Genomic DNA, 14930 nt, shown 5'->3' on the forward strand with positions numbered 1-14930 from the left:
GCGCTCCAGCCACGGAAGGCGGCCACACGCACATGCTCGTACTCACACGACGCCCGGGTGAAAGCATCGTGATCGGCGACGATGTGACGGTGACGGTCCTCGGGGTGACCGCGACCGGGGTGCGCATCGGCATCGACGCTCCCCGCGACACCCGTATCCACCGCAGCGAGATCGTCGTGGCCGTCACGAACGAGAATCAGGATGCCGTCCAGGCGTCGCGATCCGCGGCCGCCGAGAGCGCCGTGCTCGACGCCCTGCGCGGGGGGACCCGCGCCTGATCCGCCGACGCAGGGGTTACCCGCGCGACGCCGTGTCGCGATAGTCGGTCCCGTGGTGGGCGCATCCGTCACACGACTCGACCCGAACGAGGTGACTCACGTGTCCGCTACCGACCTGAGCATGCATCTGCTGCGTCAGCGCGAGGTGCTCGAGCTCATGCTCTTCAAGCTCGAGGAGCTCGAGATGCTCCTGTCGACGGGGCGGACCCGGTGGGTGCACCACGCCACCGTGGAGGTCGATCGCGTGGCCAAGGCCCTCACGTCGGCGACCATCGAGCGCGACGCGCTCTTCTTCGATGTCGCCGCCGAGTGGGGAGCCCCCGAGGCGACGGCCCTGCGAGAGCTCATCGACGTCGCTCCCACCGACGCGTGGCGCGAAGTCCTGGGCTCGCATCACGAGGCCCTGTCCGCTCTCGCGGCCGAGATCGCGGAGAAGAAGGGCTCGGTCAACCAGCACCTGCGGACCGCCCTCCGAGTCACGCAGGAGACCATCGCCGGCCTCGGCGAGCCGACGGGGGAGTACGCCGCGAGCGGTTCCCGCGTCGCCGATGCCGGGTCTCGCCTGCTCGACGTGCGGGTGTAAGAGATGTCGACCTTCGCAGGACTCCAGGTGGCCGCGTCCGGCCTCGCCGCCGCTCGCGCCGGCATGACCGTGACCGGACAGAACATCGCGAACGAGACCACACCGGGCTACACCCGCCAGCGGCTCGAACAGACCTCCCTGACGGCGGCCGGCACGGCCGGCCTGTGGGCGACGGGCTTCTCCGTCGGCGGTGGGGTGTCGGTCCAGGGCATCGCGCGCCTCGGCGACGAGGTCCTCGACGCCCGCGTCCGGGATGCGCTGTCGGCATCCGGATTCTGGTCCGCGCGGGCCTCCGCGGCGCAGAAGGTCGAGGCGTCGATGGCGGAGCCGACCACCGACGGTCTGGCGGCGAACCTGAACCGCTTCTGGTCGGGATGGTCCGACCTCGCGAACACCCCCAAGCCGGCGGCGGCGCAGGTGGTGCTCACCAACGCCCGCGTGCTCGTCGGGCAGATCGCCGCGGGGTACGACGCCGTGGTCGGGCAGTGGTCCGATCTGCGCGGGCAGGTGGATCGAGACGTGGACGTCGTGAACGTGACCGCGGGTCAGATCGCGACGCTCAACGGGCAGGTCCGCTCCGCCCTGCAGTCCGGACGCTCCGCCAACGAACTCGTGGACCAGCGCAACCTGCTCGCCCAGCAGCTGTCCACCATGATCGGTGCGACCGGGCGACTCGAGGACGACGGCACCCTCACCCTCCGGGTGGACGGCAACGCCCTGGTCAGCGCCGACACGAGCCGCACCATCGCCGTCGCGGGACCCCGCACGCTCGCGGACGGCGGGCGCATCAGCCTGGCGTGGGCGGACCGCCCCGATGTGCCCGTGGCGGTCACGGGCGGCTCCCTGGGCGGGGCGATCGGCGTGCTCGCGCCCGCATCCGACGGCGGCACCCTCGCGAGAGCGGCCCAGGCCTATAACGCGACGGCCGAGACGCTCGCGCGGGCGGTCAACGACCTGCACCGTGAGGGCCGGACCGCGACGGGAACCGCCGGGGGAGACTTCTTCGCGCTGTCCGCGCCCGGCCCCGCCGCCCTCGGGCTGACGGTCCTCCCGACCTCCCTCGACCAGCTCGCCCTGGCGGCGCCCGGCAGCGGAGCGCTCGACACCTCGATCGCGGACCGCATCGCCGGGTTGGCCACCTCCGCCACGGGCCCCAGCACGCAGTGGACGAGCTTCGTGACCTCCTTCGGCGTGACCGTCGCCGGCGACGTCCAGCGCGCCGACATCGCCGACCGCGGGGCGATCGCCGCCATCGCCGGGCAGCAGTCGCACGCTTCGGTCGACGGAGACGAAGAGACGATCACCCTCCTGACGTATCAGACGGCCTACCAGGCTGCGGCGCGTGTGCTCACCGCCGTCGACGAAGCCCTCGACACCCTCATCAACCGCGTCGGCCTCGTCGGCCGCTGACCCCGGAGACACCGTGATCGGACGCATCACCAGCAGCACCGTCAACCAGCAGGCGCTGCGCACGCTGCAGGCGGGGCTGGCCGACCGCGCGCGCCTGCAGGATCAGGCGACCTCGCAGCGGGCCCTCCGCGCGCCCAGTGACGACCCGACGGCCGCGGCCGCCATCCTCGGTGTGCACGGGGAGCAGGCTCGGGCGTCGCAGTTCTCCCGCAACATCAGCGACGCGCTCACGTGGGTGACCACGGCCGACACGGCTCTCGGTGCGAGCATCGACCTGCTCAACAGGGCGCGCGACCTCACGGCGCAGGGCGCCAACTCCGGGGCGCTCAGCCCCGCCGCCCGCGACTCGATCGCTGCGGAACTCGACAGCGTGAGCCGCGAGATCCTCTCGCACGCCAACACCACGGTGCTTGGTCGCACGGTGTTCGCCGGCACCGGTGACAGCGGCAGAGCCTTCGACCCCGCGACCTTCGTCTTCACCGGGGTCGCCGGATCGTCCGTCGAACGTCGTGTCTCCGACAACGAGAAGGTGCGCGTCGACGTCGACGGCGCGGACGCGTTCGGTGCCGGAGACGCCAGCGTCTTCGCGACGCTGCAGGGCATCGCCGCAGACCTCCGGGCGGGCGTCGACGTCGGGGCACGCCTGGCCGACGTCGACGCCCACCTGAAGCAGCTGGTGACGGCGCGCGGCGTCACCGGCGCACAGCAGGCGCAGATCGAGCGCGCCCAGGCCACCAACGCGAGCGTCAGCGTCGACCTCGAGACGCGTCGCGCCGCCGTCGAGAACGTCGACACCCTCGAGGTCTACATCAAGCTGCAGTCGGCCGAGCTCGTATACCAGTCCGCCTTGCAGGTCACCGCCAAGACGCTGCAGACCACCCTGTTGGAGTTCGTGAGATGACGGCCCATCCTCCCCTCGCGGGCATCGATGTCGACTTCGAGACCTCGCCCCCGGGTCTCGCTCCCCGGACGTCTTTCCGTCTCGAGCCCATCGAGGGCGCCGACGGCCTGTACGCGCTCCGCTCCACGAGCGACGACCTGCGGCTCTTCCTGCTCGATCCCGCGCGCGCCGGTCTCGCCTACGATCCGCCGATTGCCACGGCATCCCTCTCCGCCCTCTCGGCATCCCGCGATGAGGTGCGGGTGTTCGTCGTGGCGAACCCGGCCGAGGACGGCGTCTTCGTCAACCTGCGCGCCCCCATCCTCGTCAACGCCCGGACGGGGGCCGGCACCCAGGTCATCTTCGACGAGTCGGCGTACCCCCTCCGTGCGCGCCTGGGCGCGTGATCCCCGCGCGCGGACACCACCTTCGTCACACGATGGTCCCGCGTCGAGGGACCGAGTAGTATCGACGCGAAAACGAGCAGAAACGACGATTCGTCCCCGCGACCCGAAACGCGGTGACATCGCCCGTCCGATGGCCGAGGCTTCATCGCCCCGGTCCGTCTGCCCCGGGGTCGTCTCCCGAAGGACGATTCCGGCGACGTGCGCGTCGCGACCGGCGAGGCAACCCCTCCGCCCATCGCGACGGCGACGCCTACGTTCGTACCGAGCACAGAGCAGGGGATGGTGAGCAATGCCCGTCATGAGAACCGATGAGCCCAAGGTGAGCAAGCGTGAGTTCATCCAGCGCGTATCCAAGCGCGCCGGATTGTCTCCCACGGTCACGCAGTTGGCCTACGAGGCGATCTTCGGAGAGATCCTCGATCTCGTGAACGCCGGAAACCGTGTCACGTTGACCGGTTTCGGCAAGTTCTACGCGCAGTCGCACAAGGGACACAACGTCGTGCTGAACATCCGCGACAACCCCGAGAGTCGCGGGCGCGTCGAGGACTACAGCGTTCTGAAGTTCTCGGCGACCCGTGAGGTCAATAAGAGGGTCGCCGCCCCTCGCGACCTCGGCGACTGACGACGCTCGTCCGCACCGGTCAGCGGTCGAACGTGTAGCTGGCCTGCCCGATGAGGGTGAGGCTGATGCTCGTCGGCAGCTCGTCGGGGGTCTCGTCGTCCTCGTCCAACGCCTCGATCTTGTGGACGGGTACGCAGATGTTGCCGTCGTCCTCGAAGACGACGTCGCGAGGCGCGAACGAGAAGAACAGCACCCGGTGGGTGCTGCGCAGCTCGATCGTCCGGCTCACGTCGCTGCGCTCGTGGAGGTTGAGCACCGACTCGTCCGTGAGAACCGAACCGTCGGGATACGTCGCCTCGACGCGGTAGGTGCTCGGCTCGATCGCCTTGATGTTGAGGTCTTCGACGATGTCGGTGAATGTGGCGTCCGGGTGATTCATCTCGAAGGCGATTGCGCGCAGGTGGTCGTAGGTCAGATTGACGCGACGTGAGAACAATGCGGCATTCTCGATCTCGGCGGCGGCGGCGAGCGGAGCCTGATCGAGGAGGTATTCGCGGACGTCGTCGGGACTCGGGTAGTCGAATCGCATGTGGTAGTGGAATCGACCCGGGCGGTTGACGATGTAGTGGCTGACGTCCTGCACGTCGTTGACGGTGAGGCAGTAGATCCGCTTGACCGACGACGTCCCGTCGAACAGCGTCAGGAACTGGTTCTGTCGGTTCGGGCCGTCGAGTGGTCCGCGGCCCGATGAGAAGGTCTTCTCGAACTCGTCGAAGATGACGAGGCACTCGTCGAGGGTGTTGAGGAAGTCGACGATTCCCTCCGCGTCCTCGCTGACGAGGACGACCGGGATGCCGCTCTCGATGGCGCGCGCGGCCAGCATGCGCAGGAACATCGACTTTCCCTGACCCTTGTTGCCCGAGAGCATGACGCCGAGGTTGCGCTCGAAGCGCGCGTAGGTGCGGAAGATCTTGTCGACCTTCGCCTCGCGGCGGCCGTACACCTTCTCGGACCCGACGCCGAGGTCTTCGGTGCGCAGAAGGCTGAACCCCTCCTTGATGCTGTACCGCACCCGATAGGTGCCCAGGGGGAGCGAGTCGTGAGCCTGGACGGCGGAGTCGTAGACCCGAACCTGTCCGCCGGTTTCGATGTAGGTGCTGCTCACTGCGTCGGGCTCCTGGGGGGAAAAGGGGCGTTCCGTGGGGGCGGTCGCTTTCTGAGATTTACATTAGCGTCTTCTCATCTTTGTGTGAGGATTGCCCGAATTTTGGCGCAAGCCGCGGCGCAACCCCCGTCTTTCCGGGGCACGCGGGCGTGCCCTACCGCATACCACGACGCATTCCCCGTCCGAAAGATGAGAAGTGGACACCGGCATTTCGCTATGGTCAGGAAAAAGCCGAGTGCCTCCCGACACTCCGACAGGCCGTGGGGGCCACATGTCAGAACCTTCCGAATCGGGTGCGACCGCGTTCCAGCTCACGCTTCGCACCACCGACACCGACGTCGAGCCCGAGGTCTGGCGTGCGACCATCCATTCCGCCCTCGCCGACGCGTCCGTCGACAAGCCCCGCCTGGCCGAAGCGATCGTGTACCGCGTGCACTACGCGAACCCGCGGTGGACCGAGCAGCTGGGGGATGCCGAAGCCGACCTGACATCGATCGGATCGGCCTTCGCCGATCGCGAACTGATCTCCATGCTCGACGAGTCGTCTCTCTTCACCGACAACCTCTGCGTCATCGCCTCCGTCGACGTCCACGACGATGTGAACGGGACCGCCCTCAGCCATGAACTGGTGCGCAGCATCGCGCGGGTCTTCGACGGAGACTCCATCGCGCTGCTGGGGACGCGACGGTGCGGTGCCGACGAATCGACCGACCCGTGGCTCGGCCACGCGCACTGGGCGGCGATCGGCTTCGTCGACATTCCGGGAACGACCTCGATGATCCTCCCGGTGGGCTCGCGGTCGTAGCCGCCGCCCCTAGGGTGAAAGGCAGTCGACGAGAGGAGTCCGCCGTGACGGACGAACGCGAACGCCTGAGCTGGGATGACTTCGGGGCCGCCACGCGCGACATCTCGCGGGCGATCGTGGCCGACGGGTTCGAACCCGAGGTCGTCGTGGCGATCGCGCGCGGCGGTCTGCTCCCGGGGGGAGCGATCGCGTACGGGCTCGGCGCGAAGAACTGCGGCGCACTGAACGTGGAGTTCTACACCGGGGTGGGCACCGTGCTCGATGCCCCCGAGGTCCTGCCGCCGGCGCTCGATCTGACCTACTTGTCGGGACGGCGCGTGCTGCTCGTCGACGACGTGGCCGACAGCGGTCGCACACTCGACCTCGCGGTGAAGCTGCTGAAGCGACACGACGCCGACGTCCGCTCCGCGGTGATCTACACCAAGCCGACGACGATCATCGCGCCCGACTACTCCTGGCGCGACACGTCGCTGTGGATCGAGTTCCCCTGGTCGCACCTCGGCTCCGTTCAGGAGGAAGACGCCGCGTGAGCGCGATGACCCTCCCCGAGCTCGCGGACGCGGGGCTCATCGACCGCTCGTGGGTCGAGGCGCTCACCCCGGTGGCCGACGACATCGCCGCGGTGGGGGAGCGCCTGCGGGCCGAGGGCAAGCCGTACCTTCCGGCCGGCGATCTCGTGCTCCGCGCGTTCCGTACGCCGCTCGACGAGGTCCGGGTGCTCATCGTCGGTCAGGATCCCTACCCGACCCCGGGCCACCCGATCGGTCTGTCATTCGCCGTCGACCCGCACGTGCGGCCGCTCCCACGCAGCCTGACGAACATCTACCGCGAACTCTCCGACGACCTGGGTATCGCTCCGGCGCCGCACGGCGACCTCTCGGCGTGGGGCGCGCAAGGCGTCATGCTGCTCAACAGGGTGCTGACGGTGGCGCCCGGGGTCCCGGCATCCCACCGCGGATGGGGGTGGGAACGGGTGACCGAACACGCCATCCGCTGTCTCGTCGCGCGGGACTCCCCGCTGGTGGCGGTGCTATGGGGCAAGGACGCGCAGGGCCTCGCTCCGATCCTCGGCGACACCGCGGTCGTCGCCTCGCCGCACCCCTCGCCCCTGTCGGCGAGCCGGGGGTTCTTCGGATCGAAGCCGTTCTCGCGCGTGAACGCGCTGCTCGAGGAGCAGGGTGCCGACCCCGTCGACTGGCGGATCCCCGCCTGATTCTCCGGCGGGCGGGTGCCGCCGCCCGCCGATCGCGCGCGTCATACGCGCGAAACCGCGACGCCCGTAGAGTGGCGGGGTGCTGGAAGAGGAGTACGAGAAGAGCCGTCGGCGGCTGCCCGCCCACCTGCGCCCGACGCCGAAGCCGGAGCAGCCCTTCACGTTCGAGATCCGCCCGGCGACCGAGGCCGACATCCCCGACATCCGCGAGATCTACAACTACTACGTGCGCAACTCGGTCGTGACCTTCGACGAGAAGGCCTGGTCGCTCGCGAAGTGGCGTGACAAGTTCGCGACCCTCCACAAGCTGGGGCTGCCCTTCCTCGTCGCCCAGTCGCCCAGCGGTCAGATCCTCGGATACGCCCTCGTGCAGCCGTGGCAGTCGAAATCGGCGTACCGCTACACGGTCGAGAACTCGATCTACCTGGGCCAGGCGGCCGCGGGCAAGGGCCTCGGACGCGCTCTGCTCGAAGCCCTCGTCGCCGCGTGCCAAGACCTCGGCATCCGCGAGATGGTCGCCGCGATCAGCGACAAGGGCGCCGACGCCTCGATCGCCCTGCACGAGAAGCTCGGATTCACCGAGGTCGGCCGGATGGGGCGCGTCGGCTTCAAGTTCGGACGCTGGCTCGGCGTTGTGTACCTGCAGAAGAGCATCCCGTCGAAGAAGAAGGCCCGACGGCGGCTGTTCGGCTGATTCCGCGCGGGTGCGGGGTGCGGTCGGGGCTTTCGGATCGCCGAGAAACGCTCCGAGTGACGAGAAACGCTGTCTCACGGTGTTTATGACCACGGAAAGCGTTTATGCCGACGGGTGAGCCGCCGAACGGATGCCGCCGGCTCGGGGCCCGAGCCCGCCCCAGGCCCGAGCCCGCCTCGGGGCCCGAGCACGCCCTGGGCCGAGGCCGCCCTGGGGCCGAGCCCGCCCTGGGGCCGAGCCCGCCCTGGGGCCTGAGCCCGCCCGGGGCCCGAGCTCGCGTGGGGTCCGAGTCCGCGCGACGCCTAACGACGCACGGGCCGCGAGGGAGCGGCCTGCCGCACCTCGTCGACCAGGGTGCGCCAGGGTCCCTCCACCTGTCCGTCGTCGAGGCGCGCCTGATGGACGGCGGTGTCGCCGTGGTGCACCTCGATACGCCACTGGTAGCGGTCGGCGCCCCGGGACGCGGCGGGAGCGTCGTCCCAGGGGCAGCTTTCGACCAGCTGCTGCCAGCGGGGGAGTCCGTCGGGGTCGGGCTCAGCCCGCCACTGCTTCGACAGGCCCGCGAGACCACCGGAGCGCACGACGATGACGACGAAGCGTCCGGCGCTTTCGGCGTCGTTCTCGGTGTCAGGCTGGGGCATCCTCCTCGACGCCGACCCCGGCCCACGCGGCGCGGACGGCGGCGACCTCCTCCGACTTCTCACCGTACTCGCTGGCCGCGGCCGACAGGGTGGCGGTCGCGAACGCCGAGAAGTCCGCCGTGGGCGACAGCGTTCCGGCGGTGATCGTGCGATACCAGATGAGACCGGCACGCTCCCACGCGAACCCGCCGAGCGCGGTGGCGGCGAGGTAAAACGCCTTGTTCGGGATGCCGGAGTTGATGTGCACGCCGCCGTTGTCGTCGGTCGTCTCGACGTAGTCGCGCATGTGCCCCGGCTGCGGGTCTTTGCCGAGCACGTCGTCGTCGTAGGCGGTTCCCGGTGCCTTCATCGAGCGCAGGGCCTCGCCCTGGACCGCGGCGGCGAAGATGCCCGCGCCGATGAGCCACGAGGCCTCATCGGCGCTCTGACTCCGGTGGTGCTGTTCGGCGAGGGCGCCGAACACGTCGGACAGTGACTCGTTCAGAGCGCCCGACTGCCCCTGGTACTCGAGGCCGCCGGAGGCCTCGGTGACGCCGTGCCCGAGCTCGTGCGCGATGACGCTGAGCGACCGCGTGAAGCCGACGAAGACTTCGCCGTCACCGTCGCCGAAGACCATGCGCTCGCCGTTCCAGAACGCGTTGTCGTAGTCGTCGCCGAAGTGCACGGTGGCCAGCAGCGATCCACCGGCGGCGTCGATGCCGTCGCGGGCGAAGGCATCCCAGAAGAAGTCGTAGGTCTCGCCGAGACCGTCGTAGGCCTCGTCGACCGCGGTGTCGCCCGACGGGCCGTCGTCTTCGCTGCGCACGCGACGACCGGGCAGGTTCTCGGTGTTCGCCGCGTCGGAGATGATGCGATCGGGCGCCGGCCCGGTCTCGGCCACGAGGGTGTCGCCCTCGATCGACAGTCGCAGGCGGGATCGTGTCGGACGCGTCGGCCGCGGCACGGCGAGGGTCTTTCTCGCCGCTTCTGCGGCCCGTGCCATGCGCGGGTCATCGGTGGAGGCGAGTCGGTCGAGCAGGAACGGGGGGACGATACCGGGGGTCATGCGCCGAGGGTAGCGCTGACCTCCGACATCGCAGGATCCCTTGCTCGGCGCGTGGGTGAGCAGTCCGGGAGCCGGGCGGGCGGCATCCCGAAACCGCACCAGAACAGGAGATGCTCCGAGAACACGACGATTTCGGTGGTGGAACCAGCCTGTCCCGGTGACACCCTCCTGTTCTCGTGCCCGCCCACCACCCGCGGCCGCAACGCCGGCGCGGAACGCCCCATCCGTCCCGCAGCGCCGCCTCCGCGTCAGCCCGGCAGTGTCGGAATCGACGCCAGCAGCTGCCGCGTGTACGCCGCCTGCGGCTGCAGCAGCACCTTCTCGGTGGGGCCCTGTTCGACGATGCGGCCGTCCTTCATGACGACGACCTGGTCGCACACGTTCTGCACCACGCCGATGTCGTGCGAGACGAGGACGAGGGTGAGGTCCTCTTCGAGCCGCAGCCGCGCGATGAGGCGCAGGATCTGCGCGCGCACCGTCACGTCGAGGGCCGAGAGGGGCTCGTCGCCGACGAGGATGCGCGGGCGGTGCACGATCGCGCGAGCCAGGGCGATGCGCTGGCGTTGGCCCCCGGAGAACTCGTGGGGGAACCGCGTGGCCATGCCGGCGTCGAGACCGACCTGCTCGAGCACCTCGCGGACCCGCGCGCGGCGATCGCCCTCGATCCCGAGCGCCCACAGCGGCTCGCCCACGATGCGCTCGACGCTCATGCGGGGATCGAGCGAGGCGTACGGGTCCTGGAAGATCATGCCGGTCGCTCGTCGCAGCCAGTGCAGCGATCGGGCCGAGCCGCGGGCGTCGACGGCCCGACCGTCGACCTCGACGGTGCCCGCGCTCGGCACGTCGAGGCCCAGCAGCAGGCGCACGAGCGTGGATTTGCCCGACCCCGACTCGCCGATGATCCCGACCGCGCTGCCCGCCAGCACCGAGAGGTCGACGTCGGCGAGGCCCACGGTCTGCTCGGACCGGCCGACTCCCCGCGTCCGGGGGGTGGGGTAGGCGCGCGAGAGTCCGCGCGCGCGCATCAGCGTCTCGGTCACGGGGTCTCCTCGGCATCGTCGGCCGCGATCTCTCGCGGGGGGAGCTCGGGATGCCACAGCGTCGCGGTCGCATCGCGCAGCAGCGCCCGCGTGACGGGAGAGGACGGCGCCTTCAACAGGTCGGTGACGGCGCCCTGCTCGACCACCCGGCCGTTCTCGAGGACGACGGCGTGGGTGGCGACCTGCGCGAGCACCGCGAGGTCGTGGGTGATGAAGACGAGCGACATGCCGGCATCCTGGACGAGGGAGCGCAGCAGGGTCAGGATCCCCGCTTGGATGGTGACGTCGAGCGCCGTCGTCGGTTCGTCGGCGATGAGCAACCGCGGTCGGCACGCGAGGGCCATCGCGATCGCGACCCGCTGCCGCTGGCCGCCGGAGAGCTGGTGCGGGTAGCGCGAGACGATGCGTTCGGGATCGGGGAGGGCGACCCGCTCGGCCTCGGCGACGGCGCGACGCAGAGCCTCGCGCCGAGAGACGCCCTCGTGGATGCGCACCGATTCGCCGATCTGCCGGCCGACGGTGCGGATGGGGTTCAGCGCCGTCCGGGGCTCCTGGAAGACCATGCCGATGTCGTCGCCGCGCAGGCGGGCCAGCTCGCGGTCGGCGAGGCCGAGGATCTCGCGGCCGTTCCAGACGATGCTGCCGGTGGCATGGGCGCCGTCGGGGAGGAGACCGAGGATCGCCAGGGCGGTCATCGACTTGCCCGAGCCGGATTCGCCGATCAGGCCGACGCGGGCGCCGTCGGGCACCTCGAACGACACGCCGTCGACGACGGCCCGGTCGCCGATCTCGACCCGCAGGTCCGTGACGACGAGGCTCATGCGACCACCCCCGGCACGTGCGTGCGGGCCGCGGGAGTGCGCTCGCCGAGGGTGGGGTCGGCCGCCTCGCGCAGGGCGTCGCCGAGCAGGTTCAGCCCCAGCACGGTCAGCGTGATCGCCAGACCGGGCCAGACGACGGTGAGGGGGTGCACGGCGATGTAGGCCTGCAGGTCGCTCAGGAGAACTCCCCACGAGGGCTGGGTCACGGGCGCGCCGAAGCCGAGGTACGACAGCCCCGCCTCGGCCAGCACGGCGACCGCCATTCCCCACGACAGCTGCACGATGAACACCGGTGCGACGTTCGGCAGGAGGTGCCGGGTGAGGTTCTGCCCGGTCGACAGGCCGCTCGCGCGCCCCGCGAGCACGAAGTCGCTGTGCAGCACGCGTCGCAGCTCGGGTCGTGTCACGCGGGCGACGTTCACGCCGAAGCCGATGCCCACCGACCAGATGACGACGGCGAGCGAACCGCCCCACACAGCCGAGATCATCATGGCGATGATGAGGACGGGGAAGGCGATGAGGATGTCGACGAGCACGGCGACGCTCTCGCGGATCCACCGCGCGGTCAGCGAGCCGAGGGCGGCGAGGACGATGCCCAGCACCGAGGCCACCACTCCGGCGCCGACGGCGACGACGACGGTGGTGCGCGCTCCGGCCATGAGCAGGCTCGCGATGTCGCGACCGCTGTTGTCGGTTCCGAGCACGTGCGGCCACGACGGATCGCTCCAGCGCGCCCGAGCGTCGACCGACGCGGGGTCGAAGGGCGTCCAGACGAGCGAGATGAGGGCCGTGATGAGCAGAAGAGCGACGATCAGGATGCCGAATCGCCCGGTGCCGAGGCTCCAGAGCCGCCGGAGGGTGGTCATGAGGCCTCCCTCTGGCGGGGGTCGATGAGGCGGTGGGAGAGATCGACGAGGAATCCGACGAGCAGCACGAACCCGGTGAGGGCGAGGAGCTCGCCCTGGACCTTGGGGAGGTCGCGCGAGGCGACGTCGGACACCAGCATGCGGCCGACGCCGGGGAGGGTGAACAGTTGCTCGATCACGACGGCTCCGACGATGATCCCGGCGATCTGGAGGCCGAGTACGGTGATGACCGAGAGGCCGACGTTGGGCAGGCCGTGGCTGAGCAGGGCACGCGTGCGCGTGAGCCCCTTCGCGGCGGCCGTGCGCACGTAGTCCTGGCCGAGGGCCTGGAGCGTCGCGCTGCGGACGAAGCGCAGGAGCATCGCCCCCTCGACCACGCCGATGGTGAGCGCCGGGAGGATGAGGGCGCGGAATGCGGCCGCGGGGTCGTTCCATCCCGCGCGGGGGAACCCTTGGGGCGGGAGCCAGCCGAGCCACACCGCGAAGACGACGACGAGCATCATGCCCGCCCAGACCACGGGCACCGCCGCCAGCGCCTGGGCTCCCACGCTGAGCGCCGTCCCCCCGGCTCGCCGCCGGCCGAGGGCCGAGAGCACACCGAACGGGATGCCGACGATCAGCGCCACCGTCAACGACATCGTCGCGAGGGGGACGGTGACGCGCGCCTTGTCGGCCAGTTCGGATGCGACGGAGGTGCCGGTGATGAGCGAGGTGCCGAGGTCGCCGCGGATCAGTCCGCCGATCCAGTCGAGGTACTGCGTCCAGAGCGGCGCCTCGAGGCCGAGGCTCGTCCGCAACGCCGCGACCTGTTCGGGGGTCGCCTCGGTGCCGGCGATGAGCTGTGCCACATCGCCCGGGAGCACCCGCAGCGAGACGAAGATCAGCACGCTGGCCACGGCCAGGCCCAGCACGAGCAGGCCCAGCCGTGTCAGCGTGTAGCGGATCACTCCGCCGCGACCGTCACGCCGGCGAGGGGCAGGCGCACGTTGAGGGAGTTCTTCGGGAAGTTCGCCACGTTCGTGCCCACCGCGGTCAGCGGGGTCGACAGGAACAGCCAGTCGGCGGCATCCTCGTCGCTCACGATGCGGGCGGCCTCGGCGAGCAGGTCGGAGGACTGCTGCTCGTCGGTGGTCGCCAGCGCCTGGGCGTAGAGGCCCTGCACCTCGGCGTTGTCGTACCCGAAGTAGTACGAGGGGTTCGCCCAGTTGCCGAAGTCGCGGGCTTCGACGTGCCGCACGAAGCTGAGGTCGTAGTCGTGGTTCGTGTAGACGTCCTGCAGCCAGGCGCTGAAGTCGACCGAGTCGACCTTCAGGGTCACTCCCACGTCGGCGAACGACGACACCAGGAAGGTCGGGATCGTCGTCGGGTAGACGTTGGGGATGGTCAGCGTGAGGTTTAGGTTCTCGGCCCCGGCCTGGGCGAGCAGCTCACGGGCGCGGTCGGGGTTGTACGAGATGCTGCCCGACAGGTCTTCGTATCCCGGGTCGAGCGGGGCGATGGGGCCGTACAGCTCGCTGCCCGAGCCGAGGGTGTCGATGAGCGCCTTGTGGTCGATCGCCAGGCGCAGCGCCTCGCGCACACGCTGGTCGTTCAGCGGGGCCCGCTGGTTGTTGAAGGCCAGCGTGCCCTTGTCGGTGGTCAGGCCCGACTCGATCGTGAAGTTGTTCGTGCCCTCGATCTGTCCGCGCAGTTCGGGGTCGATCTCGAGGGCGACGTCGACGTCGCCGGCGACCGCGGCGTTGGTGGCGGCGCTCTGGTCGGGGATGTAGTCGAGGACGACCTCGGCGACTCCGGCCTTGTCGCCCCAGTAGCCGTCGTAGCGCGAGAGGGTCAGGCTCTGTCCCGCATTGCGGCTCTCGACGCGGAAGGGACCGGTGCCGTTGGCGGCGGTCTGGAAGTTCGTGGTGTCGCCGCTCTTGAAGATGAGTCCGGCGCGACCGGTCATCGCGAAGAGGAAGTCGATGTTCGGCTGGGCGAGCGTCACGACGACCGTGGAAGCGTCGGGCGAGGCGATGGACGCGACGTTCTTCAGGTCGGAGCTGCTCTGGATGGTGGGGTCGTCCTTCGCCGTCTGCAGCGAGGTGACCACGTCGTCCGCGGTGAGGGCGCTGCCGTCGTGGAAGGTCACTCCCTGCCGAAGGGTGAAGGTGTACGTGAGGCCGTCGGGCGACACCGCCCAGGCGGTGGCGAGGGCGGGGACGATCGCGTTGGAGTCGTCGCCGTTGCGGGTGACGAGGCCCTGGTACACGTTGTCGACGAGCGCCTGCTCGAGCGAGGCGCCGCTGGTGTGGCGGATGTCGAGGTTGGCCGGCTCGAGCGACAGACGCACTGTGAGGGTGGCGTTCGGGTCGGCTTCTCCGGTGGGGTTCGGCGTCGTGGTCGAGCCGGTGCACGAGGTGAGCAGGAGCGCTCCGATCAGGAGCATGCTCGTGGCGAGAGCGGTGCGGCGCAGCATTGCGGGGTGTGTCCTTTCGCAGGCCGAGGCATCAGGGTGCTGTGGATGCCGAGCAGGGGTGGCAA

The 14930-nt window shown here is 70.1% G+C and carries 18 protein-coding genes; 10 read left to right on the plus strand and 8 right to left on the minus strand.

Annotation, left to right across the window (positions count from 1 at the left end; all coding sequences use genetic code 11):
• The first annotated feature begins 32 nt into the window (after positions 1-32).
• The 6 genes from csrA to BLS25_RS01240 all read left to right on the plus strand — a co-directional run bounded on the left by csrA (position 33) and on the right by BLS25_RS01240 (position 4180).
• Positions 33-278, plus strand: coding sequence for a carbon storage regulator CsrA (gene csrA, locus BLS25_RS01215; protein WP_056227013.1), 246 nt, complete (start codon positions 33-35; stop codon positions 276-278).
• 100 nt (positions 279-378) lie between these two features.
• A complete protein-coding gene (gene flgN, locus BLS25_RS01220; protein ID WP_074694398.1) occupies positions 379-861 on the plus strand; it encodes a flagellar export chaperone FlgN in 483 nt (160 codons plus the stop codon).
• Positions 862-864: 3 nt separating this feature from the next.
• Entirely contained in the window at positions 865-2271 is a 1407-nt protein-coding gene (gene flgK, locus BLS25_RS01225; protein WP_074694152.1) for a flagellar hook-associated protein FlgK, read from the plus strand.
• 13 nt (positions 2272-2284) lie between these two features.
• The gene (gene flgL, locus BLS25_RS01230; RefSeq protein ID WP_074694153.1) at positions 2285-3172 is read left to right on the plus strand and encodes a flagellar hook-associated protein FlgL; all 888 of its coding nucleotides are present in this window, start codon (positions 2285-2287) and stop codon (positions 3170-3172) included.
• Positions 3169-3558 carry a flagellar assembly protein FliW gene (gene fliW, locus BLS25_RS01235; RefSeq protein WP_074694154.1) on the plus strand — a complete coding sequence of 130 codons (390 nt, stop codon included), beginning with the start codon at positions 3169-3171 and terminating at the stop codon, positions 3556-3558. Before flgL ends, fliW begins: the two co-directional genes overlap by 4 nt.
• 319 nt (positions 3559-3877) lie before the next feature.
• Entirely contained in the window at positions 3878-4180 is a 303-nt protein-coding gene (locus BLS25_RS01240; RefSeq protein WP_218128153.1) for an HU family DNA-binding protein, read from the plus strand.
• A gap of 19 nt (positions 4181-4199) precedes the next feature.
• Here the strand turns inward: BLS25_RS01240 and BLS25_RS01245 are convergent, their stop codons facing one another.
• On the minus strand, positions 4200-5285 hold the full coding sequence (locus tag BLS25_RS01245) for an AAA family ATPase (protein ID WP_081349640.1): 1086 nt from the start codon (positions 5283-5285) through the stop codon (positions 4200-4202).
• A gap of 271 nt (positions 5286-5556) precedes the next feature.
• On the opposite strand from BLS25_RS01245, the gene BLS25_RS01250 reads away from it, so the two are divergent.
• The 4 genes from BLS25_RS01250 (at position 5557) to BLS25_RS01265 (ending at position 7997) form a co-directional block, all read left to right on the plus strand.
• Positions 5557-6090: a hypothetical protein gene (locus BLS25_RS01250; RefSeq protein ID WP_074694155.1), complete on the plus strand. Its 534-nt coding sequence runs from the start codon at positions 5557-5559 to the stop codon at positions 6088-6090.
• A gap of 44 nt (positions 6091-6134) precedes the next feature.
• A complete protein-coding gene (locus tag BLS25_RS01255) occupies positions 6135-6620 on the plus strand; it encodes a phosphoribosyltransferase (RefSeq protein ID WP_056227030.1) in 486 nt (161 codons plus the stop codon).
• A gap of 5 nt (positions 6621-6625) precedes the next feature.
• Positions 6626-7303, plus strand: a complete 678-nt coding sequence (locus BLS25_RS01260) for a uracil-DNA glycosylase (RefSeq protein ID WP_056228430.1) — start codon at positions 6626-6628, stop codon at positions 7301-7303.
• Positions 7304-7382: 79 nt separating this feature from the next.
• The gene (locus tag BLS25_RS01265) at positions 7383-7997 is read left to right on the plus strand and encodes a GNAT family N-acetyltransferase (protein ID WP_074694156.1); all 615 of its coding nucleotides are present in this window, start codon (positions 7383-7385) and stop codon (positions 7995-7997) included.
• Between the two features lie 302 nt (positions 7998-8299).
• Here BLS25_RS01265 and BLS25_RS01270 read toward each other — a convergent pair whose 3' ends face one another.
• The 7 genes from BLS25_RS01270 to BLS25_RS01300 form a co-directional block, all read right to left on the minus strand.
• Positions 8300-8638: a protealysin inhibitor emfourin gene (locus BLS25_RS01270; RefSeq protein WP_074694157.1), complete on the minus strand. Its 339-nt coding sequence runs from the start codon at positions 8636-8638 to the stop codon at positions 8300-8302.
• Positions 8625-9683 carry a M4 family metallopeptidase gene (locus BLS25_RS01275; RefSeq protein WP_074694158.1) on the minus strand — a complete coding sequence of 353 codons (1059 nt, stop codon included), beginning with the start codon at positions 9681-9683 and terminating at the stop codon, positions 8625-8627. Before BLS25_RS01275 ends, BLS25_RS01270 begins: the two co-directional genes overlap by 14 nt.
• Positions 9684-9931: 248 nt before the next feature.
• Positions 9932-10723, minus strand: a complete 792-nt coding sequence (locus tag BLS25_RS01280; RefSeq protein WP_176786291.1) for an ABC transporter ATP-binding protein — start codon at positions 10721-10723, stop codon at positions 9932-9934.
• Complete coding sequence (locus BLS25_RS01285; protein WP_074694159.1) at positions 10720-11544, minus strand: ATP-binding cassette domain-containing protein; 825 nt, start codon at positions 11542-11544, stop codon at positions 10720-10722. The genes BLS25_RS01280 and BLS25_RS01285 overlap by 4 nt, the downstream gene beginning before the upstream one ends.
• Positions 11541-12410, minus strand: coding sequence for an ABC transporter permease (locus BLS25_RS01290; RefSeq protein WP_074694160.1), 870 nt, complete (start codon positions 12408-12410; stop codon positions 11541-11543). The genes BLS25_RS01285 and BLS25_RS01290 overlap by 4 nt, the downstream gene beginning before the upstream one ends.
• Positions 12407-13357 carry an ABC transporter permease gene (locus BLS25_RS01295; protein ID WP_074694161.1) on the minus strand — a complete coding sequence of 317 codons (951 nt, stop codon included), beginning with the start codon at positions 13355-13357 and terminating at the stop codon, positions 12407-12409. The genes BLS25_RS01290 and BLS25_RS01295 overlap by 4 nt, the downstream gene beginning before the upstream one ends.
• Entirely contained in the window at positions 13354-14865 is a 1512-nt protein-coding gene (locus BLS25_RS01300) for an ABC transporter substrate-binding protein (protein WP_074694162.1), read from the minus strand. Before BLS25_RS01300 ends, BLS25_RS01295 begins: the two co-directional genes overlap by 4 nt.
• Positions 14866-14930 lie beyond the last annotated feature (65 nt).

The organism is Microbacterium testaceum StLB037, from assembly GCF_900104345.1.
Taxonomy (GTDB): domain Bacteria; phylum Actinomycetota; class Actinomycetes; order Actinomycetales; family Microbacteriaceae; genus Microbacterium; species Microbacterium testaceum_A.